A 21,228-nucleotide genomic window follows, 5' to 3' on the forward strand; every position below is an offset into this window, starting at 1 on the left:
TGGCTTGGCTCCTTAAGCTCTGATTCGGGGTTGCTGTTCCAGTGCATCGACCCGGGAGACGTCCACCAACTTCACCAGCTGGCTCCACAACTGCTGGATGGGACGTACCGACTCGACAGTAACCGTGATCCGCAGCTGTTGGCAATCCTGCTCCATATTAAGGGCGCAGAGATTGAAACCGCGGTGACGCACCACCCGCAGCACCCGCTCCATCACTTCCGGTCTGGGCTGGGCGTGGATATGCAGGGTGTGTTGTGCAAATGCGGGCTGGGCAAGGGTGTGCGGGTTCATGGGCGTTGCTCCATCATCTGGTGGTTGGCGACTCCCGGCGGAACCAGGGGCCAGACGTTTTCTTCCTCTGAAATAGCCACATGCAGCAGGTAGGCACTCTCGCTTGCCAGCAGGCGATCGAGGGCTCCGGCTATCTGCTCCTTGCATGTGATGGTCTCACCCGGAATGCCGAAAGCGGCAGCCAGGGCAACGAAATCGGGGTTGTCGGAGAGGATGGTCTCGCTGTAGCGGCCGTCGAAGAACAGCTCCTGCCACTGGCGCACCATGCCGAGGCGCTGGTTATCCAGCAGCACCATCTTCACCTTGAGCTGGGCGCGGCGGATGGTGCCGAGCTCCTGCACGTTCATCATGAAAGAGCCGTCACCGCTTACCAGCACCACTTCATCCTCCGGGCGCGACATCTTGGCGCCGATGGCGGCGGGCAGACCGAAACCCATGGTGCCGAGGCCGGCGCTGGAGAGGTGGTTGCGCGGGCTGGTGAAACGCATGTGCTGGGCCACCCACATCTGGTGCTGACCCACGTCGCAGGCGACCACGCTGCTCTCCGGCAACTTGGCAGATAGCTGTTTGAGCAAAGCCGGAGCGTAGATGGCCTGACCCGGATGGTCGTAGCGAAACGCATATTCGCGGGCCATGGCGGCGCAGTGTTCACGCCAGGGGGCGATGTCGAGAGTCATGGCGAGGCGTGGCAACACCTGCTTGAGATCCGTGGTGATACCCACCTCGGCGGCGCGGCGCTTGCCGAACTCGGCGGCATCCACATCGAGATGGATCACCTTGGCTTCGGGAGCAAACTCCTCCAGCTTGCCGGTCACCCGATCATCGAAACGGGCGCCCACCACCAGCAGCAGATCGCACTGCTGCACCGCGTAGTTGGCGGCCTTGGTGCCGTGCATGCCGAGCATGCCCAGATAAACGGAACTATCGGGGTCGAGCGCTCCAATCCCCTTGAGGGTGGTGACCGCAGGCATGCCGGTTGCGGCAGCAAAGTCGCGCAACTGCTGCTCGGCATTGGCCATGCCCACTCCGCCACCGACGTAGAGCACCGGACGCTCGGCGGCAGCGATCAGAGTGCGGGCTGCGGTCAGCTCCGAGAGGTTGAGCACCTCCGGCTCTTCTACCGCAAACAGCGGGCTCTGGGGCGGCACGGCGGCCAGCTGCACATCCTTGGGGAGATCAATGAGCACAGGGCCGGGGCGCCCTTCGGTGGCGATGGCGAAAGCTTCTGCCAGCACCCGCCCCAGATCGGTGGCATCGGTCACCATGAAGGAGTGCTTGGTGCAGGAGAGGGACATGCCGAGCACGTCGACCTCCTGAAACGCATCGGTGCCGATGGCGGAACAGGGCACCTGTCCACTGATGGCCACCAGAGGCACCGAATCGAGCAGCGCCTCCGCCAGACCGGTTACCAGATTGGTAGCTCCGGGGCCGGAAGTGGCGATGCAGACCCCCACCTGACCGGAGGCGCGGGCATAACCGACCGCGGCCATGGCGGCACCCTGCTCGTGGCGGCAGAGCTGATGGGCCAGACCACCGTCATACAGGGCATCGTAGACCGGCATGATGGCCCCGCCCGGGTAACCAAACACCTGGGTCACACCCTGTTTTTTGAGAGCCTGTACCAAAAACTGCGCGCCGTTCATGTGGAAAATCCTGTCCTTTGGTCGAAAAAAAACCCCCGGGCTGTGAGGCTCGGGGGTCGCTTGTTTCGTTCTGTCCGGTGGTGGGTCTATCCCTTGTTCCGTGCAGCTAAACGAGCCCCGAGCGGTGAGATAATAATCACCACTAGGACCACAATAATGCTGACGAAACGGGAGGCCATGTTCATAGTTACAACCGGAAATCCTGTGAAATTGGGGCGGTTTCTACCGCGAATGGCTATTAGAACTAGCACGGTGATTTTTATTGGGCAAGCCTTTTTTCTGTGACAACCCACTGATTTTGGCTATTCCTCAGCCGGAACTATGGAATAAAAAACCAACAATAAGCAGTTAGTCAGAACATATATCAACTCAAGGACGGGATTTATGTCATTAGCTGTGGTTTATAGCCGTGCCAGCCTCGGGATCGCGGCCCCGCAAGTTACAGTGGAAGTCCACCTATCCAACGGCCTGCCCGCCTTCAACATGGTCGGCCTGCCGGAAACCTCGGTGAAGGAGTCGCGGGATCGGGTGCGCAGCGCTCTGCTCAACGGCAATTTCGAGTTCCCGAGCAAACACATCACGGTCAATCTGGCCCCCGCCGATCTGCCCAAGGAGGGGGGCCGCTTCGATCTGGCCATCGCCATCGGCATTCTCGCCGCTTCCAAGCAGATACCCGCAAAATACCTGCTCGATCACGAATTTTTGGGGGAGTTGGCCCTGACCGGAGAGATCCGCCCCGTACTCGGGGTACTGCCTGCCGTACTCGCCTGCCGGGATGCGGGACGCACCCTGCTGGTGCCGCGGGAGAACGGCCCGGAAGCCTCCCTCATTCAGGATGCCGAGGTGCGCACCGCCCACCAGCTGCTGGCAGTCACCGCCTGGCTGGCAGGACAATACGAACTGCCACTGCCGAATCCCCAAAGCGCGGAGAGCCTGCCCGATGTGCCAGACCTGCAGGATGTGATTGGCCAGTCACAGGCCAAGCGGGCGCTGGAGATCGCCGCTGCCGGCAGCCACAACCTGCTGTTCATCGGCCCACCCGGCACCGGCAAGAGCATGCTGGCGAGCCGATTGCCCGGCATTCTGCCGCCGCTCAGCGAGCAGGAGGCGCAGCAGACCGCCGCCATCCACTCCATCGGCGGCCTCACTCCGCGCGCCGGTCACTGGCACCACAGACCCTATCGCACGCCCCACCACAGTGCCTCCGCAGTAGCGCTGGTGGGCGGCGGCAGCCACCCAAGGCCCGGCGAAATATCGTTGGCCCACAACGGGGTACTGTTTCTGGATGAATTGCCCGAGTTCGAGCGCAAGGTGCTCGACTCCCTGCGCGAGCCGCTGGAGACGGGCCACATCACCATCAGCCGTGCCGCCCGTCAGGTAGACTTTCCCGCTCGCTTCCAGCTGGTGGGCGCCATGAACCCCAGCCCCTGCGGCCACTATGGTGACGGCCAGACCCGCTCCAGCCCGGATCAGATCTTGCGCTACCTCGGCAAGCTCTCCGGCCCCTTTCTCGACCGCTTCGATCTGACGGTGGAAGTGCCACTGCTACCCAAGGGCAGCCTGACCGGCAAGGCGGAGCGGGGGGAGTCGAGCCAGCAGATCCGCGATCGGGTACTGGTGGCACGGGAGCGCATGCTGAGTCGCAACGGCAAGCTCAACAACCTGCTGGATAGCCGTGAGATAGAGGATATTTGCCGCCTATCACCGCAAGATGCCGAATTTTTGGAGAACGCCATCCAGAAGCTGGGGCTCAGCATCCGGGCCTGGCATCGCATCCTGCGGGTGTCACGCACCATCGCCGATCTGGCCGGGCAACCCGCCATCAGCAAGGAGCATCTTATCGAGGCGCTCGGTTATCGCGCCATGGACAGGCTGCTGTCGCGACTGCGCAGCAGCTGACAGAAGGGAAAGGGTGAGTCCGACCCCATAACGGCTCTGAATGGTCTCACGGGCAATCGGCTGATATTATGGCCACAGATCTGACCACTTGATGGCCCTTTATCGACAGCAAGACGGACCCGACTCATGCCCAACAAGCTGACAGAGCGACTGCGCGGCAGCCTCTCCACCCTGCTCTATTTTTTCAACACCCTCTTCTGGTTTGTCCCCATCTTCTCGCTGGGTCTGCTCAAGCTCCTGCTCCCCCTCAAGGGGTGGCGCACCCTCTGCAACTGGCTGCTGGATGGCTGTGCCAGCTGCTGGATCGGTTTCAACAATTTGATCCAGAAAACCATCATCAAAACCCCTTTCGATGTGGTCGGAGTGGACAAAGGGCACCGGAATGAGTGGTATATGGTGATTGCCAACCATCAATCCTGGGTCGACATACTGGTACTGCAGCGGGTTTTTAACCAAAAAATCCCCTTCCTGAAGTTTTTCCTCAAGAAAGAGCTGATTTGGGTACCTTTTCTCGGTCTGGCATGGTGGGCGCTCGACTTCCCCTTCATGCGGCGATATTCCAGGAAATTTCTGGAAAAGCATCCCCATCTGAAGGGAAAAGACATTGAAACAACCCGTAAAGCCTGTGCCAGGTTCCGCCACATTCCAGTGAGTGTGATGAACTTCGTCGAAGGCACCCGCTTCACCAAGGGCAAACATCAGAAGCAGGGTTCGCCCTATCGTCACCTGCTCCACCCGAAAGCAGGCGGCATCGCCTTTACCCTGGCAGCCATGGGTGACCAGTTGCATCAACTGGTGGATGTCACCATCGCCTATCCGGACGGCATCCCCAGCTACTGGGACTTCATGTGTGGTCGGGTCGGGCAAATCAAGGTTCAGGTCCGCTATTTGCCGATCGACCGCAAGCTGGTGGGGGATTACTTCAATGACCCCGAGTTCCAACAAGAGTTTCAACAGTGGTTGAACGGGATCTGGCACGAGAAGGACCAGACCCTGAGCCAACTGCTGGCAACCAAGGCGCAGTAAACATTCATGCTATCCCTGCTTCCCGGCCCGCTGGTGCTGATCATCAGCGCGGGCCTGACCATCCTTTTCACCGCCTGGTGCGCCAGCCTGATCCTGCTGGTGTCGCTGGCCAAACTAGTGCTGCCGATCCCGGCCTTTGGTCGCGCCTGCAGTCGCCTCAATAACCGCTTCATGCGCCTGTGGCTGGCCTGCAATGCGCTGGTGATCAGCCTCACCACCCGCATTGACTGGCAGGTTGAGGACAATACCAAGCTGCGCAAGGATGGCTGGTATCTCATCATCAGCAACCATATGAGCTGGACCGATATCGTGGTGCTCGGCCACCTGTTCCGCGATAGGATGCCGGTGCCCAAGTTCTTTATGAAGCACGAGCTCATCTACATCCCGCTGTTGGGGCTCGCCTGCTGGGGGCTCGATATGCCCTTTATGCGCCGCTATTCACGGGAATTCCTGCTGCGCAACCCGCACCTGCGCGGCAAGGATATCGAGACCACCCGCAATGCCTGCGAGAAGTTTCGCCACATCCCCACCACCGTCATCAACTTCGTGGAAGGGACCCGCTTCACCGAGCAGAAACGGGACGCATCACGCTCCCGCTATCGTCACCTGATGCCCCCCAAGGCGGCAGGATTGGCCTTCACGCTGGCAGCCATGGGCGAACAGTTCGACAGCCTGATCAACGTCACCATCCGCTATCCGGACAACGCCGAGACCCCGTTCAAGGACTTCCTGATGGGACGGGTAAAACGCATTCAGGTGCGGATTGAGGAGCTGCCGGTGAATGAACAACTGATAGGAGATTACTTCAACGACAAGCAGTTCAAACGCGGTTTTCAGGAGTGGCTAAACCAGCGCTGGCAGGAGAAAGACGAGGTGCTGGAGGGGTGGCAGAGCGGTCAGTCACCGCTGCCAGTTGCCGCCAAATCCGGGAATGAATCCAAAGAGAGCGCAGAAGCCAACTCGGCCAACTGATCTTCGGAAAAGACAGCAATCCCGTGGCGGCGCAGCAGGGCGGTGGTCTTGCCCTCGCCCGCCACAGAAACACCTTCGAAGCGGCCGTTATAGATACGGCCGCTGCCACACGAGGGGCTCCCCTCTTTCAGCAGGGCGAAGCGAATGCCCTGCGTCTGACAGATTTCCAGCGCCAGCTCGGCGCCGCGATCAAACTCGTCAGTCACATCCAGTCCGCTCGCCGTCACTACGCGCTCGCCCTGCCGCTCGGCAGGAAGGCGCGGGGTCGGCAGACCGCCCGCCACTTCGGGGCAGAAGGCCAGCGCCCGTCCTTCGGCTCCCAGCGCACTCAGCCAGTCGCTGACGATTCCCTTGCTCTGACCGTCGTAACGCACCGGCTGACCCAGCAAGCAGGCGCTAACTAAAACCTTCCCTCTCATACTTCTGCTCTATGAATTTTATTGAACCCAACCCATCCGGAATTTTTTGCTGTTTCAATAATGAAATCCATGTCTATCAAATCACCATCGGACAATAATTCTTCACTCATTTCTACAGAACAATAAAAGCACTGTTCATTGTCTGCCCACCCAACAGTCGCTAGTGTGTAGACTTGCATATCTTCATGCAAACGGAGCCCAACAAATGGAACGAAGGGCAAGCTAAGCTCTTTGGCGCCAGCACAAAAACAGGTTTTATCCACATCTCGCACAATTAGCGAAAGTTTCACTTTGTAATTCATAGCAACAACGATCTCTCTTTTACGCTTCTGCTCCGTGCATCACCTGATCGAACATCACGCAGCAGGGGCTCTCCAGCCGATAGAGAATGGCGGGGCGCTGTTTGCCGGTGCGCTTACGGCCGGTATCTACCAGAATGTCGGCGCGATGGATCCGCTTGCGAAATGCCGCCGTATTCATGGGTGTTTGCAGGATGATTTCGAAGGCGCGCTGCACCTCGGAGAGGGTGAACTCGGGCCCCAGCAGTTGCAGCGGCAGGGTGCTGTAGCGGCTCTTGATCCGCAGCCGCTCCAGTCCCTTGGCGATAAGCTGGACATGGTCGAAGGCGAGGCTCAGCCCCGGCAGGTTGGCGAGCGGATGCCAGCAACCGTGGATCGCCTCCACTTCCGGATCCACCAGACAGAGATAGACCAAGGTCGTGGACCAGCCGCGGGGATCCCGCTCCAGATTGCCGAGGGTGCAGACCTGCTCGCTGTAGCAGTGACCGAGCCCCCACTCCGCCAGCAGACGGCGCTGGGCGGCATCGAGATCCCGATCCCGGGTCTCGTCGATGCGCAGCGCAGGCAGTTGCCAGCAGTGGGCAAAGGGGGGGCGATCGCGGGTCTCGAGCAGCAGCTCGAGCCGCTCCTCATGCAACCGCAGCACCACCATATCCAGACTCATTCTCAGCATGCCGATCGCCCTGCTCGCCTTCCATTAATGTTTGGTAGATAATATCACACGAATAGTATGTGCAGGAGCCAATCATGGGAACCGTCGCCAGCCTGGATATTGATGCGCAGAAGGGCTTTACCCCTCTCTGCCCGAACGAACTGCCCGTCGCGGGCGGTGATGATATTGTGGCTGCGCTCAACGCTCAGGCCACCCTCGCCACGCTGCGGATCGGCAGCAAGGACTCTCACCCTGCCAATGCCGACTGGGCCGTCTCTGACCCTGCCGGTATGCTGTTGCCGCTGGATCTGCCCAACGCCGACCTCACCTGGCCGGTGCACTGCGTACCGGGCAGCAAGGGCTTCGAGCTGCTCGACGGCCTGCCCGCTCCCATCGACTATGACTTCTTCGTCTGGAAGGGGGTCGAGCCGGATCTCCATCCCTACGGCACCTGCTTCCACGACCTGGCAGAACGGCGCAGCACCGGACTCATCGAATTCCTGCAAGCCCGCCAGGTCGATACCGTACTGGTCGGCGGCCTTGCCACCGACTACTGTGTCAAAACCAGCGTGCTGCAACTGCGCCGCGCCGGTTTCCGGGTAATCGTCCATCTCGATGCCTGCCGTGGCATCGCCCCCGAGACGGTTGCCAGCGCCCACACCCAGATGATCGAAGCTGGCGCCGAACTGGCCCAGACCCTGATCGATGTACAACGCCTGCTGGACGCCTGATATGCCACCGATTCTTACCAGCCTGCTCGACACCGACGCCTGCACGTTACATATGCGGCAGGGGAGCTCCATCGTGCTCACCAGTCTGCGAGGAGCCTGATATGCCCCCAATCCTCACCAGCCTGCTCGACACCGACGCCTACAAGCTGCATATGCAGCAGGCGGTGTTCCATCGCTATCCGGATGCCGAGGTGGTGGCCGAGTTTCACAGCCGCAATGAAGAGGATCTGCTGCCCATGATGGGGCAGATCGAGGAGCAACTGCGCCTCGCCGGTTCCCTGCGACTGACCAGGCCAGAGCTCGATTTTCTGGCCGAGCGTCCCTTCTTCACTCCTGACTACCTCGACCACCTGCGCCGCAAGCCGCTCGATGCCTCGCTGCTCAAGGTGTTCGAGCAGGATGGCCGCATCAATGTGCGGGTCGAGGGCCCGTGGCAGGATGTGATCCTGTGGGAGATCCCGGTGCTCGCCATCATCAGCGAGATGCGCAACCGCTTCCGCTACCCCCAGTTCGGCGTCAGCCACGCGCTGGATCGGCTCGATCAGAAGATCGATAAGCTGGAACGGGAGCTGAGCAGCGACGAGATGAGCGAGTTCAACCTCATCGACTTCGGCACCCGCCGCCGCTTCTCCCATGCGGTACAGGATGCGGTAGTGGGTCGCCTCAAGGAGCGTCTGCCGGCGTTTCGCGGCACCAGCAACTATATGCTGGCCCAGAAGTACAAGCTGCCCGCGGTCGGCACCCAGGCCCATGAGTGGTTCCAGGCGCACCAGCAGCTCGGCTTCCCGCTGGAGCACAGCCAGCGCGCAGCCCTCACCAGCTGGCTGGACGAGTTCACCGACCATCTCGGCATCGCCCTGACCGACTGCATCACCATGGATGCCTTCCTGCGCGACTTCGACTTCGAGCTGGCCAGCAGCTATCAGGGCTTGCGCCACGACTCCGGCGATCCCGTGGTGTGGGGCGAGAAGGCGATCAGCCACTATCAGCGCCTTGGCATCGACCCCACCGACAAGACTCTGGTCTTCTCCGACGGGCTCAACCTCGACAAGGCGGTGCAGCTGTTCCGCCACTTCCGTGGCCGCATCAACACCAGTTTCGGCATCGGCACCAAGCTCACCTGCGATCTGCCCGGTGTCAGCCCGATGAACATCGTCTTCAAGCTGATCGAGTGCAATGGCGGCCCGGTCGCCAAGATCTCCGACAGCCCGGGCAAGACCCTCTGCCGGGATGCGGAGTTTATCCGCAACCTCAAACAGGCGTTCCACGTCGGGGTCTGATCTTCCCCAACACCAGAAAACAAAAAGCCCGCTGGTTCGCACCGGCAGGCTTTTTTAATCAACTCAAAAGGTATCAGTCTTTCTTGGCCAGCAGGAACTGCACCAGCTTGTTGAACTGCTCTTGAGAGGTGATGGATTCAATCTTCACCATGTACTTGCCGTTCACCAGGAAAGCCGGTACACCGCGAATGTTGTAGCTCTCGGTGTTGCGATCGAACTGGGAGACCATGCCGGAGACGGCGAAGCTGTCGACAGCACCGTCGAACTCTTCAGCCGGTACGCCGTTATCCACGAAGATCTTCTTCACATCGTCACGGCTCATCGGCGGCTGACGCTGGGTGTGGATCTTGGTAAAGATGGCCGGAGTCAGCTTGGCTTCGGCATTGAGCAGGCTGGCAACGGCATAGGCGCGCTGCATCTCGGGGCCCATCTCGCGGCCGAGGAAAGCAACCGGGTTCTTCTTGAGGGGCACACCCTCTGGCAACCCGGCCTTCAACTGTTCAACGATCGGTTCGAAGGTAGCGCAGTGCGGGCAGTAGTAGGAGAAAAACTCCATTACTTCCGGCTGGGCACTGCCAGTCTGTTTGACCACATCGTAGTTGACGCCTTCCTTGAACTCGGGGGCGGCGTGAACCATGGGGATCATCAGCATGGCAGCAAGGAAAAATAGAACTTTTTTCATGATGTTTCCTGTTAAGGGATCACTGTGAGGCACGCCCGGCGAACCGAAGCAGTGCCAAGCCTATTGTTTCGCCATGCTGACGTCAATGGTCAGGGCCGGAGATCGAGTCCCGCTTGCCGCGCAAGATCCCTTCTATTTCACCAGTTTGGCATCAGACTCAACGGCGGTGCCTTCAGTACTTCCAGCTGATCGTGCCAAAGGTGGGGCTATCTGCTGGCCGCCGGATAAGTTACCACCCCGGCATAAGGGTCAACGGCGGTGCCTTCAGCGTCTCCAGCTGATCGTGCAGTGTCGCTATCTGTTGACGCCAGTAGTGATCGGTATTGAACCAGGGGAAGTGACGGGGGAAGGCGGGATCTTCCCAGCGCCGCGCCAGCCACGCCATGTAGTGAACGATGCGCATCGCCCGCAGCGGCTCGATCAGCGCCAGCTCCCGCGAGTCGAACTCCATAAACTCCTCGTAGCCCGCCAGCAGAGTGTCGAGCTGGATCTGCTGCTCGTGGCGCTCGCCGCTCAGCATCATCCAGAGATCCTGAATCGCGGGGCCGGTGCGGCAATCATCGAGGTCGACAAACATGGGGCCATCGCGCCACAGGATGTTGCCCGGGTGGCAATCGCCATGCAGGGAGATCTGCGCCACATCCAGGGTCATAGCGTCGCTGACATGCTTGATCAGCTCGTCGAGCACCCCGAAGAATTGCTTCGCCAGCCCGCTTGGCAGCCATTCGCCAGACGCCAGCAGCTGACGCGGTTCATGCAGCATGCTCTCCACATCGAGTCGCACCCGATGATGAAACGGCTTGCTGGCGCCGATCTGATGAATGCGGCCGAGGAAACGCCCCACCCACTCCAGCTGATCGAGGTTATCCACCTCGAACTGGCGGCCACCGACGCTCTGCCAGATGGCAAAGGGGTAGCCCTCGTGCTCCAGCAGGGTCTCGCCCGCGAAGGCGAGTGGCGCGGCGACCGGGATCTCCGCCTCTGCAAGGCGGGTGGCAAACTCGTGCTCCTCGAGGATCTGGGCCCGGCTCCAACGGCCGGGACGGTAGAACTTCACCACATAGCGGCGACGATCCTCATCCTGAAACTGGTAGACCCGGTTTTCGTAGCTGTTGAGCTCGATAAGGCCGGAGTCGAGCCGCAGGCCACTGAGATCGAGCGCATCCATGATGAGGTCGGGATTGAGGTCGGAATAGTTGAAACGCATGTCATCCACCATAAGAAAGGGGCGCCGTTGCGCCCCATTCTATCACTACTGACCGGCATTGCCGTGCTCGTTGGTGACCGGACTGGTGTCACGCCCGGCCCGCAGCCACACGCAGTTACAACCGGCTGATAAACTTGCTGCCCTGGCGCAGGTTGCCCTTGCTGTCATCGGGCGCCGCACCCTCCCGTTTCAGCACGAACTGGATATCCAGCGCCGGCCGTTTCAGGTTGTAAGGATCGACCGCCAGACTGACCGGCAGGGTGTAGATCTCGCCCGCCTTCAGGGTCACTTCACGGGGGCCGAACCACTGATACTCGGGCAAGCCCTCCACATCCAGCTGGTAGGTCTGGGACTGCAGGGTCTTGTTGAGGATCTTGAGGGTGTAGGTGTTCTCAATCAGCCCCTCGCTGTTTTCGCGGAACAGCTGGTTGCGATCCCGTAGGATATCGAGCCCCATCGGCATGATGGACATGGCGTTGTAGACAAACACCCCCAGCATCACCGCCATCACCAGACCGTAACCAATCAGCTTGGGCCGCGCCACATGGGTGGAGTCGTTGGCCAGCTTGTGCTCGGTGGTGTAACTGATGAGCCCTTTCGGGTAGCCCATCCGCTCCATGGTCTGGTCGCAGGCATCGACGCAGGCGCCGCAGTTGATGCACTCGTACTGCAGGCCGTCGCGGATATCGATACCGGTCGGGCAGACCTGCACGCAAAGATCGCAGTCGATACAGTCGCCCAGCCCCATCGCCTTGGGATCTGCCTTGCGGGAGCGGGCACCACGGGTCTCGCCACGCTTGGTGTCATAGCCGACGATGAAGGTGTCCTTGTCGAACATGGCGGACTGGAAGCGGGCATAGGGGCACATGTGGATACACATGATGGCACGCATCCAGCCTGCATTGCCGTAGGTGATGATGGTGAAGAAGAGCACCCAGAACAGCACCCATCCGCTGGCCTGCAGAGTGAAGAGGTCCGGCACCAGTTCAGTCACATCCTGGAAGTAGGCGACGAAGGTCAGACCGGTCACCAGCGAGATCGCCAGCCAGGCCAGATGCTTGGCCCCCTTGCGAGCCAGCTTCTCGCCGCTCCAGGGCGCCTCGTCCAGCTTGCGCCGTTTGTTGGCGGGCCCTTCCAGCTTCTCTTCAAACCAGATGAACATGAAGGTCCACACCGTCTGCGGGCAGAGATAGCCACACCAGACCCGACCGAGGAAGGTGGTAATAAAGAAGAGTCCGAAGGCGGCGATCATGAAGAGCCAGGCGAGCAGGGTCAGATCCTGCGGCCAGATGGTGGCGCCAAAGATATGGAACTGCTGGTGACCGAGGTCGAACAGCACCGCCTGTCGCCCGTCGTAACGCAGCCAGGGCAGCAGCACGAACAGCGCCACAAAGAACCAGCCCATGGCCTTGCGCATCCGCTGCCAATACCCTTTCTGGGCCCGCACATAGATGCGGTTGCCTGGGTTGAATCTGTCGTCGCTGGCTTTGAACGTATTGGGGTTGAAGGTCCCGGTTACGCCCTTGTCGGTGACATCCTTGATATCGATTTTGTCGTGATCGGCCATTGCAAGACATCGCTCCCTTATTTGTTATGGAGCGGATTATATCTTAAACGGCATGCTAATTGTGTGGATTAGATGTATCTAATATTGGGGTTGGATCGCAATTTTCGGCAACAAAAAAGCGCATCACCACGAGGTGATGCGCTTCCGCTAAAGATTCACTTGATTCCGCGCGCCTTGAGCAGCGCCTCTTTGAAATCGGGCACATGATCCTTGGCCAGACCGGGGATCATCGCCTGCTTGTCGGATTCCCGCATCTTGAGGTGATAGATCAGCATGTCGTCGGTCAGCTCGGACAGAGGCCCTTCAAATCCCGCTTCTTGGGCCAGTTTGGCAACAAACTGCACCAGGCTGAGATCCTGTTCCTTGATCCAGGCAGGCTGCAACAACTCCAGCAGCTCTTCGATACGATGACATTGCATAGACAACCTCTTTAATCTGTCACGTTAAATTCAGGCAACCTTACCCATCAAGGCTACTTCGATTCGATCCCGTCCATTATGCTTGGCCTGATAGAGTGCCGCATCCGCTTTTTGGATCAAATCGGCGATTTTCATGCTGTTGTCCGGTATCAGTGTCGCAACACCAAAACTACATGTGACCCGACCGGAGACCAGTGACTTCTGGTGCGGGATGGCCAGCTCCTTGAGTGCCTGCCGCACATTGTCCGCCACCTGCAGTGCCCCCTGCATGCCGGTGCAGGGCAGCAGCAAGGCAAACTCTTCGCCACCGTAACGGGCTGCCAGATCGTCCTCGCGCCGCTCCACCTCGGCCAGCAAGCCAGCCACCTGTTGCAGGCAGTCATCCCCCAGCTGATGGCCGTAGAGATCGTTGAACTGCTTGAAGTAATCCACATCCACCAGCACCAGCGACAGCGGTGCCCGGGCACGGTGACAGCGGCGCCAGGCCCGCTCCAGAGAGTCGTCGAGGTGGGCGCGGTTGGCGATGCCGGTCAGGCCATCGAGGCGGGAGGTTAGACGCAGATGTTCGGAGACCGCCTTCAGCTCGGCCACCAGTTCGGCGTTGGAGAAACGGTGGTGGAGCGAGGCGATCTGCTCCCGCCGCATCCGGCGCAGCAGAGTCGGCAGAAAGACAAACAGATAGCCCGCCAGCATGCAGGAGACGATTCGCTCCTGCTCATTGCCCGCCCCCAGTTCAAACAACATAGCGCAACCCAGCGGCAACACGGCACCATAGAGGGTACGGCGGCTGCCAAACAGCATGATGGCGCTGCCGGTAAGAATGAGGCTGGAGAGCATCATCATGGCGGCCCGGTAGGTGTCGGGCAACTTGTCCATGTAGAGCAGCACCCCGAGGGCCCAGATAATGGAGGTGATGGTGGCTCCGATAAAGAGCTCCCGCTCCAGCACCGGCAATGGCGTCTGGTACAGGCGGGATTGCCTCCAGCGCAGGTGCCACCCCCGACCAAGCAGCCAGAAGAAGATCCCGGCCAACCAGCCGAGCGCTTCGACGGCAGGCAGATAGTCGTGAAACAGCAGACTCCAGCCAAACGCCAGCAGGCCCAAACAGGGGAGACTGAACGATGCATGGGTATAGAGCTGGACCATGATGGCCTGCTTAACCTGGCGTGTCACACTCTGGGTCAACTGAGTACTCCTGTACAAGAGCCGAGCAGTCTACCACTCCCCCCTGACCGGCAACAATAAAGCGCCGTTTATTAAGAAGTTAATCAATCATCGGCGCTTTCTCCTGCGCTGGCCGGTGAGCCCTTGCTCACCCCTTCTCCAGCTCGTCTAGGATCGGGCACTCGGGATTTTCATCCCCGTGGCAGCAGCAGACCAACCCTTCCAGCGAGCTGAGCATGGCCTGCAGCCCGGCGATGCGAGCACGCAGATCGACGATCTTCTCCTGCGCCAACTTCTTCACCTGAGCGCTGGTTCTGTGCTCGTCCCGGTAGAGCGCCAGCAGCTCCTGACACTCCTCCAGATTGAAGCCGGTCTCCCGCGCCCGCTTGACGAAACGCAGCTCGCGCAAGGCCCCCTCGGTGTAACTGCGATAGCCGTTGTCACTGCGTACCGGGGCTGTGATGAGGCCGATGCTCTCGTAGTAGCGGATGGTCTTGGCGGTCAGCCCCGTCGCCTTGGCTACCTTGCTGATGTTCATGGATGACTCCTTAACGGTTCGATTCTGTGCTGAGATTGTGGCCGACTTGGGCGAGGGCCCGCGGCTGCCAACGCTTCAATAACAGGGAATTGCTCAAAACGGTAATACTGCTCAGGGCCATGGCCGCCCCCGCCAACTCGGGGCTGAGGTAGCCCAATGCCGCCAGCGGAATGCCAATGATGTTGAACACGAAGGCCCAGAACAGATTCTGCTGTATGGTGCGCCAGGTCGCCGCCGAGATGTCGATGGCATCGGCCACCAGCCGCGGGTCGGATCGCATCAGGGTGATGGAGGCGGTCTCCATCGCCACATCGGAGCCGGAGCCCATGGCGATGCCGACATCCGCCGCCGCCAGCGCCGGGGCGTCGTTCACCCCGTCCCCCACCATGGCCACCAGCCCGCGGGTTTGCGCCCGCAGCGCCGCGACCTTCTCCACCTTGCCGGCCGGCAACACGGAGTCAAAGGCTCCGTCCAGTCCCAGCTTGGCTGCGATATGGGCCACCGGCGCCGGCGCATCGCCGCTCACCAGCCAGCTGGCGATGCCGCGCAGACGCAGGGTGGCGATGGCTTCCGGGCTCTCGGGGCGCAGGGTATCAGCCAGCGCCGCAATGCCGGCCACCACGCCGTCGATGGCCATCCAGACCCGGGTCGCACCGTCGGTGGCTTGTTCATCCTGTTGTGGCACCTCAATGCCGAGCTGGGCCAGCAGAGAACGATTGCCGATGGCGACCCTGTGGCCCGCCACCTGACCGACAATACCGGCACCGACCCGCACCTCGACCGCCTCCGGCTGGGGCAGTATAGCCTCCTTGCCGACCGCCTCGCGCATGGCCAGCGCCAGCGGATGTTCGCTCGCCTGCTGCAGGGCGGCGGCGAGACGAAGCTGCTCGGCTGTGCCGCTCCAGCTGGCCAGCACAGGCCGCCCCTGAGTCAGGGTGCCGGTCTTGTCGAAGATGAGCGCCTTGATGGCGTGAGCCTTTTGCAGGGTATCCACATCCTTGATCAGAATGCCGTGGCGCGCCGCCACTCCGGTACCGGTGACGATGGCAGCCGGCGTGGCCAGTCCCAGCGCACAGGGACAGGCGATCACCAACACCGCTACCGCCGCCAGCAGCGCCTGACCGAAGTCGTTGCTGATGGCATACCACACCAACAGAGTGAACAGGGCGATGGCCATCACCACCGGCACGAACACGGCAGAGACCTTGTCCACCAGCTGTTGTAGCGGGGCCTTGCCCATCTGGGCGCTCTCCACCAGGGCGATGATCTTGCTGAGGCTGGAATCCTCCCCCACGGTAGTGGCTTCGATCTCCAGCACGCCGGAGCGGTTGATGGCACCGCCCAGCACCTTGTCGCCCTCGCCGCGCGGCACCGGCAGGCTCTCGCCGGTGAGGATCGACTCGTCCAGCTCGCTGGCGCCGCTCACGATTTTGCCATCCACCGGCACCCGCTCACCCACCAGCACCCGCAGCCGATCGCCGCGCAGCACCTCGTCGATGGCGACGCTCTGCCAGCTCTCACCACGCCAGACGGTGGCGGTTTCCGGCCGCAGCGCCATCAGTTCGCGAATAGCGGACTGAGTGCTGCGTCTGGCCCGAGCCTCCAGCAACTTGCCGAGGGAGATCAGGGTAATGATGATGGCGCTCGCCTCGAAATAGAGCTTGCCGCTGGCGGCCATCCCCAACGTCAGCAGCAGATAGAGGCTGTAGAAGTAGGCGGCGCTGGTACCGGTGGCCACCAGCACATCCATATTGGCTGCGCGATTCTTGATGGCAAGCCAGGCGCCGCGATAGAAACGGGCCCCGATCCAGAACTGCACCGGGGTGGCGAACACCAGCTCCAGCCAGGCGGGTAGATGCCAGGGGAACAGTCCGGCCATGGCCAGCATCCCCACCAGCAGCGGCAACGTCAGCAAAGCCGAGACGATGACCCGGGTTTGAGCCTGACGGGCTGTGGCGGCCTCCTGCGCTTCCCGCTCCAGCAACTGCTGGCGGCGGCCGCTGGCCGAGCCTTGTGCCAGCTGGGCGCCAAAGCCGAGCGCTTCGATCTGCTCGCGCAAAGCGGCGGGCGTCTGCATCCCGGGGACCAGCACGATGCGGGCCTGTTCGATAGAGAAATTGACCTCGGCCGAGATAACGCCGGGCAGCGCGGCCAGCATCTTGTTCAACCGAGCCGAACAACCGGCACAAGTCATGCCGGTAATTTGGAACAAAAAGGTCTCGCTGCCGTAGTCGTAACCCTGACTCTTGATGCTGTCGAGCACCGCAGGCAGGCGATCGGGGCTGGCCAGCTCGATGGCCGCCTGCTCCAGCGCGAAGTTGACGGTGGCCTCGACCCCTTCAAGCTTGTTGAGGGCGGTCGCGATGCGGCCTGCGCAGTTGGCGCAGCTCATGCCGCTGAGCGGCAACTGCAGATGAATGGGTGATTGAAGATGAGTGGTCATGTTGTTCCTCCCCGGAACCCGTCGGCACAACAAAACGCCGACTGGCAAACCCTAACCTTTACTGTAAGGGCAAGCTCAAGCCACATGATCCACTTTTTGCAGATGAAAAAAACGGCGCCCGTTTGCTGCCAGAGAACAAACGGGCGCCGCATTCAGCTATTGCGCGGTGCGAGCGGAGCTCAGATACCGTACTGGGCGCGATAAGCCTTCATGGCCGCCAGTTGCGCCGCCAGCTCCGGCTGTTCGGCCTGCTTCTCTTCCAGATACTGGATCAAGTCGCTCATCTGGATGATGGCGATGATGTGAGCGCCGTAGTCACGCTCCACTTCCTGAATGGCGGAGAGTTCGCCCTTGCCCTTCTCCTGACGGTCCAGCGCGATCAGTACGCCAGCCAGCGAGGCGCCGTTGGCCTGGATCAGATCCATGGATTCGCGGATGGCAGTGCCGGCGGTGATGACGTCGTCCACCAGCATGACGCGCCCCTTGAGCGGGCTGCCCACCAGATTGCCGCCCTCGCCGTGATCCTTGGCCTCCTTGCGGTTGAAGCACCAGGGCACGTCCACATCGTGCTGCTCCACCAGCTGCACGGCGGTAGCGGAGGCGATGGGGATCCCCTTGTAGGCCGGGCCAAACAGCACATCAAACTCGATACCGGCATCCATCAGAGCGGCGGCATAGAAGCGGCCGAGACGGGCCAGATCGCGGCCGCTGTTGAACAGACCGGCGTTGAAGAAGTAGGGGCTTTTACGACCGGATTTCAGGGTAAATTCACCGAATTTGAGGACCTGTTTCTCCAGGGCGAACTCGATAAATTGACGCTGGTAGGCTTTCATTCTGGCTCCTTGCTTGGCTTGTCGTTGTCTTGTGTGGGGGTATAAAAAAACGCGGTCAATGCCGCGTTTGCAGGATCTGTTGACGCTTCGTCACAGCCGCGACGGAGTCGGTTTTTGCGCAGAACTAGGCATGAGATGCGAAGTTTGGTAATCCAAACGAGGCATCGAATAACGACGTTATGCACAAAAACAGACCCGTCCCTACGGGTTGCGTGGCAAAGGATGCCATGCGTTGTTGCAGGACTTGCCAAGGGAATAACCATTGGCGGCATCCTGCGCCTAGCCTGGCATCCTTTGACACTGCAACGCGACTTGTGCCGAAACATCAACAGGTCCTGGTATCAGGAGAGCGACTGCTTCTGCAGCGCAATGATGTCGGCGATGCCGCCCTTGGCGAGCGCCAGCATCTCCAGCAGCTCCTCATGGGTGAAGGGCTCGGCCTCCGCGGTGCCCTGCACCTCAATGATGCGACCATCTTCGGTCATCACCACGTTCATGTCGGTCTCGGCGGCGGAGTCTTCGATGTACTCCAGATCGCAGATGGCTTCACCCTGATACATACCGACGGAGACGGCGGCGATCATCTGCTTGAGCGGGCTCTGCTTGATCATGCCCTTCTCGACCATCCAGTTCAGCGCATCCACCAGCGCCACGCAGGCACCGGTAATGGAGGCGGTGCGAGTGCCGCCATCGGCTTGCAGCACGTCACAGTCAACGGTAATGGAGTGCTCGCCCAGCGCAGTCAGGTCTACCGCGGCGCGCAGGGAGCGGGCGATCAGACGGGAGATCTCCAGAGTGCGGCCACTCTGCTTGCCGGAGGCCGCTTCGCGGTTCATCCGGGAGTGGGTGGAGCGCGGCAGCATGCCGTATTCGGCAGTAACCCAGCCCTGGTTCTTCCCTTTCAGGAAGCGCGGCACGCTGGTGTCGACGCTGGCGGTGCAGAGCACGCGAGTGTTACCGAACTCCACCAGCACTGAGCCTTCTGCATGTTTGGTGAAATTGCGGGTAATGGTAACCGGGCGAAGTTGCGCGGCACTGCGATCGCTTGGACGTGACATGGAACGGACCTCTGGGCTGGCTCAAATTGGCGGGGGATTATAAGTGATCCCGCCCCAAATATCAGCCGCTAAAACCACGGCATCGGCTGACGAGCAGGGCCGGGCTGAGTATACTGGCCGCACACTTCATCAAGCCCGGAACAATCAATGATTCACAGCATGACCGCCTACGCCCGCAAGGAATTCAAGGGCGACTGGGGCACAGCCGTTTGGGAAATTCGTTCGGTCAACCAGCGCTATCTGGAGACCTACATTCGCCTGCCGGAGCAACTGCGCAGCCTGGAGCCGGTTCTGCGTGAGCGTTTCCGCGCCAAACTGCAGCGCGGCAAGGTGGAGTGCAACCTGCGCTTCGAGGCCGCTCAGGCCGCCGCCAGCCAGCTGCACATCAATGAAGAGCTGGCCAAACTGATCATCGACAGCGCCAGCTGGGTAATGAAAGAGGCGGGTCAGGGCCAGCTCAATCCGGTCGACGTATTGCGTTGGCCGGGCGTCATGGCTGCCGCCGAGCAGGACATGGACGCGGTCGCCACCGAGCTGCTCGGCGGTTTTGACCAGACTATGGAAGATTTCCTCGCCTCCCGCGCCAGCGAAGGGGCCAACCTCAAGGCGCTGATCGAACAGCGTCTGGCCGGTATTCAGGTGGAAGTGAAGAAGGTGCGCGTCCACCTGCCGCAGATCATCGAGTGGCAGCGCCAGAAGCTCACCGACCGTCTGGCCGAAGCCAAGGTCGAGCTGGACCCGGCCCGCATCGAGCAGGAGATCGTGCTGCTGGCCCAGAAGATCGACGTGGCCGAAGAGCTGGATCGTCTGGAAATGCACATCAGCGAAACCAACAAGATCATGAAGAAAGGTGGCGCCTGCGGTCGTCGTCTCGACTTCATGATGCAGGAGTTCAACCGCGAGTCGAACACCTTGGGCTCCAAGTCCATCAATGCCGAAGTGACCCAGTCCGCCGTCGAGCTGAAAGTCCTTATCGAGCAGATGCGCGAGCAGATCCAAAACATCGAGTGATGGGTCGCTGACTATCCGGTTGTTGCCTGCGAAAGAGCCCTTGATTCCTCAAGGGCTCTTTTATTTTCAGGCCATCGCACCGGTCGCACGCCGCCAGTGAGTCAACTGGCGGGGAGCGCCCTAGCCTATCGGCATCACCAGCGCCGGTTGGTGAGGGTCGCTCAGCCGCTCGGCCAGATAGTCCACCAGCAGCCGCACCTTGGGGGAGAGGTGGCGATTGTGGGGATAGAGGGCCCAGATCCCCTCGGCCGGGGCCCGCAGTTCAGGCAACAACTCGATCAGCTCCCCTCGGGCCAGATGGTCGCTCACGTAGTAGTCCGGCAGCTGGATGATGCCGATCCCCTTGAGCGCCGCATCCAGCAGGGCGTGGCCACTGTTGCACTGCAACAGACCGCGCACCCGCACGCTGTGGGGGCGGCCATCCAGAGTGAAGTGCCACTCGTCGCCGTTGCCCACCAGACAGGTGTGACGAGTTAGCTCGGAGAGGCTGTTGGGCATGCCGTGGCGAGCGGTGTAAGCCGGTGAGGCGCAGACATAGGGCACCCGCTGCGCCAGCTTGCGCGCCACCAGCGTCGAATCCTTGAGATGGCCGAGCCGCAGCGCCAGATCGTAGCCCTCGTGCACCAGATCCAGCAGCTGGTTGGTGAGATTGAGGGTCACCTCCAGCTGGGGGAAACGCACCATGAAGTCGTTCACCAGCGGGGCGATGCGGCTCTCGCCGTAGGAGACGGGGGCCGTAATGCGCAGGGTGCCCTGCGGCACCGCCTGATGGCGCCCCACCGCCAGCTCCGCCTCGTAGAGGTTGTCCAGCAGCTGACGGCAGTGGCGATAGTAGATCTCGCCAAGCTCGGTGAGCCGTACCTGACGGGTGGTACGCAGCAGCAACTTGGCCTGCAGCCGATCTTCCAGCTGTGCCACCTGACGGCTGACCTGCGCCACCGACACTCCCAGCTTGCGTGCCGCCGGGGTAAAGCCCCCCAGCTCCGCCACGCTGACAAATTCACAGATCCCTTCCCAGCCGAACATTATTACCTGTGTGTAAAAGTGATTTGAGATTTGCCCTCATTATCACCAAATCGGCGGGAAACTACACT

General features: G+C 60.9%; 21 protein-coding genes. 6 read left to right on the top strand and 15 right to left on the bottom strand.

The window, feature by feature from the left end; all coding sequences use genetic code 11:
• Positions 1–12 precede the first annotated feature (12 nt).
• Both ilvM and ilvG read right to left on the bottom strand, forming a co-directional pair.
• Positions 13–291 (bottom strand): acetolactate synthase 2 small subunit, encoded by a 279-nt coding sequence (gene ilvM, locus G5380_RS13765; RefSeq protein ID WP_005342011.1) that lies wholly within the window; start codon positions 289–291, stop codon positions 13–15.
• Entirely contained in the window at positions 288–1,934 is a 1,647-nt protein-coding gene (gene ilvG / locus G5380_RS13770; protein WP_421209106.1) for an acetolactate synthase 2 catalytic subunit, read from the bottom strand. The genes ilvM and ilvG overlap by 4 nt, the downstream gene beginning before the upstream one ends.
• A 384-nt stretch (positions 1,935–2,318) precedes the next feature.
• Here ilvG and G5380_RS13775 point away from each other — a divergent pair, with 384 nt between their 5' ends.
• The 3 genes from G5380_RS13775 (at position 2,319) to G5380_RS13785 (ending at position 5,831) form a co-directional block, all read left to right on the top strand.
• The gene (locus G5380_RS13775; RefSeq protein WP_421209107.1) at positions 2,319–3,833 is read left to right on the top strand and encodes a YifB family Mg chelatase-like AAA ATPase; all 1,515 of its coding nucleotides are present in this window, start codon (positions 2,319–2,321) and stop codon (positions 3,831–3,833) included.
• 126 nt (positions 3,834–3,959) lie between these two features.
• Positions 3,960–4,859, top strand: a complete 900-nt coding sequence (locus G5380_RS13780; protein ID WP_421209108.1) for an acyltransferase — start codon at positions 3,960–3,962, stop codon at positions 4,857–4,859.
• A 6-nt stretch (positions 4,860–4,865) separates the two neighbouring features.
• A complete protein-coding gene (locus G5380_RS13785) occupies positions 4,866–5,831 on the top strand; it encodes an acyltransferase (RefSeq protein ID WP_421209109.1) in 966 nt (321 codons plus the stop codon).
• On the opposite strand, the gene G5380_RS13790 is transcribed toward G5380_RS13785, so the two are convergent.
• Genes G5380_RS13790 through G5380_RS13800 form a run of 3 tightly spaced genes read right to left on the bottom strand, consistent with a single transcriptional unit; the run spans position 5,756 to position 7,222 of the window.
• Positions 5,756–6,250 (bottom strand): DUF523 domain-containing protein, encoded by a 495-nt coding sequence (locus tag G5380_RS13790; protein ID WP_201990897.1) that lies wholly within the window; start codon positions 6,248–6,250, stop codon positions 5,756–5,758. The two genes, G5380_RS13785 and G5380_RS13790, sit on opposite strands and share 76 nt — an antisense overlap.
• Positions 6,247–6,552 (bottom strand): hypothetical protein, encoded by a 306-nt coding sequence (locus tag G5380_RS13795; RefSeq protein ID WP_120416227.1) that lies wholly within the window; start codon positions 6,550–6,552, stop codon positions 6,247–6,249. Before G5380_RS13795 ends, G5380_RS13790 begins: the two co-directional genes overlap by 4 nt.
• Before the next feature lie 19 nt (positions 6,553–6,571).
• The gene (locus G5380_RS13800; protein WP_005339607.1) at positions 6,572–7,222 is read right to left on the bottom strand and encodes an NUDIX hydrolase; all 651 of its coding nucleotides are present in this window, start codon (positions 7,220–7,222) and stop codon (positions 6,572–6,574) included.
• A gap of 74 nt (positions 7,223–7,296) precedes the next feature.
• On the opposite strand from G5380_RS13800, the gene G5380_RS13805 reads away from it, so the two are divergent.
• Both G5380_RS13805 and pncB read left to right on the top strand, forming a co-directional pair.
• Complete coding sequence (locus G5380_RS13805; protein WP_043823230.1) at positions 7,297–7,932, top strand: nicotinamidase; 636 nt, start codon at positions 7,297–7,299, stop codon at positions 7,930–7,932.
• Between the two features lie 101 nt (positions 7,933–8,033).
• Positions 8,034–9,212, top strand: coding sequence for a nicotinate phosphoribosyltransferase (gene pncB / locus G5380_RS13810; RefSeq protein WP_075116071.1), 1,179 nt, complete (start codon positions 8,034–8,036; stop codon positions 9,210–9,212).
• A 73-nt stretch (positions 9,213–9,285) separates the two neighbouring features.
• On the opposite strand, the gene G5380_RS13815 is transcribed toward pncB, so the two are convergent.
• The 9 genes from G5380_RS13815 to rph all read right to left on the bottom strand — a co-directional run bounded on the left by G5380_RS13815 (position 9,286) and on the right by rph (position 19,123).
• The gene (locus G5380_RS13815; RefSeq protein WP_005339604.1) at positions 9,286–9,894 is read right to left on the bottom strand and encodes a thiol:disulfide interchange protein DsbA/DsbL; all 609 of its coding nucleotides are present in this window, start codon (positions 9,892–9,894) and stop codon (positions 9,286–9,288) included.
• Between the two features lie 229 nt (positions 9,895–10,123).
• Positions 10,124–11,113, bottom strand: coding sequence for a serine/threonine protein kinase (locus G5380_RS13820; RefSeq protein WP_139438151.1), 990 nt, complete (start codon positions 11,111–11,113; stop codon positions 10,124–10,126).
• Positions 11,114–11,216: 103 nt separating this feature from the next.
• Positions 11,217–12,668 carry a cytochrome c oxidase accessory protein CcoG gene (ccoG, locus tag G5380_RS13825; RefSeq protein ID WP_005356121.1) on the bottom strand — a complete coding sequence of 484 codons (1,452 nt, stop codon included), beginning with the start codon at positions 12,666–12,668 and terminating at the stop codon, positions 11,217–11,219.
• 155 nt (positions 12,669–12,823) lie between these two features.
• Positions 12,824–13,087 (bottom strand): YihD family protein, encoded by a 264-nt coding sequence (locus G5380_RS13830; RefSeq protein WP_005339598.1) that lies wholly within the window; start codon positions 13,085–13,087, stop codon positions 12,824–12,826.
• A gap of 30 nt (positions 13,088–13,117) precedes the next feature.
• Positions 13,118–14,272: a GGDEF domain-containing protein gene (locus G5380_RS13835; RefSeq protein WP_216952339.1), complete on the bottom strand. Its 1,155-nt coding sequence runs from the start codon at positions 14,270–14,272 to the stop codon at positions 13,118–13,120.
• Between the two features lie 127 nt (positions 14,273–14,399).
• Positions 14,400–14,789, bottom strand: a complete 390-nt coding sequence (gene cueR, locus G5380_RS13840) for a Cu(I)-responsive transcriptional regulator (RefSeq protein WP_106844324.1) — start codon at positions 14,787–14,789, stop codon at positions 14,400–14,402.
• A gap of 10 nt (positions 14,790–14,799) precedes the next feature.
• Complete coding sequence (locus tag G5380_RS13845; protein ID WP_421352821.1) at positions 14,800–17,232, bottom strand: heavy metal translocating P-type ATPase; 2,433 nt, start codon at positions 17,230–17,232, stop codon at positions 14,800–14,802.
• Between the two features lie 179 nt (positions 17,233–17,411).
• Positions 17,412–18,065, bottom strand: a complete 654-nt coding sequence (gene pyrE / locus G5380_RS13850) for an orotate phosphoribosyltransferase (RefSeq protein WP_139460235.1) — start codon at positions 18,063–18,065, stop codon at positions 17,412–17,414.
• Positions 18,066–18,406: 341 nt separating this feature from the next.
• Positions 18,407–19,123: a ribonuclease PH gene (rph, locus tag G5380_RS13855; RefSeq protein WP_005339589.1), complete on the bottom strand. Its 717-nt coding sequence runs from the start codon at positions 19,121–19,123 to the stop codon at positions 18,407–18,409.
• A gap of 147 nt (positions 19,124–19,270) precedes the next feature.
• On the opposite strand from rph, the gene G5380_RS13860 reads away from it, so the two are divergent.
• The gene (locus G5380_RS13860) at positions 19,271–20,134 is read left to right on the top strand and encodes a YicC/YloC family endoribonuclease (RefSeq protein WP_005342032.1); all 864 of its coding nucleotides are present in this window, start codon (positions 19,271–19,273) and stop codon (positions 20,132–20,134) included.
• Positions 20,135–20,254: 120 nt separating this feature from the next.
• Here the strand turns inward: G5380_RS13860 and G5380_RS13865 are convergent, their stop codons facing one another.
• Positions 20,255–21,160 carry a LysR substrate-binding domain-containing protein gene (locus G5380_RS13865; RefSeq protein WP_421352822.1) on the bottom strand — a complete coding sequence of 302 codons (906 nt, stop codon included), beginning with the start codon at positions 21,158–21,160 and terminating at the stop codon, positions 20,255–20,257.
• Positions 21,161–21,228 lie beyond the last annotated feature (68 nt).

Origin of the sequence: Aeromonas sp. 604443 (assembly GCF_049170315.1) — a bacterium.
In the GTDB taxonomy this organism is placed as follows: Bacteria; Pseudomonadota; Gammaproteobacteria; order Enterobacterales; family Aeromonadaceae; genus Aeromonas; species Aeromonas veronii_A.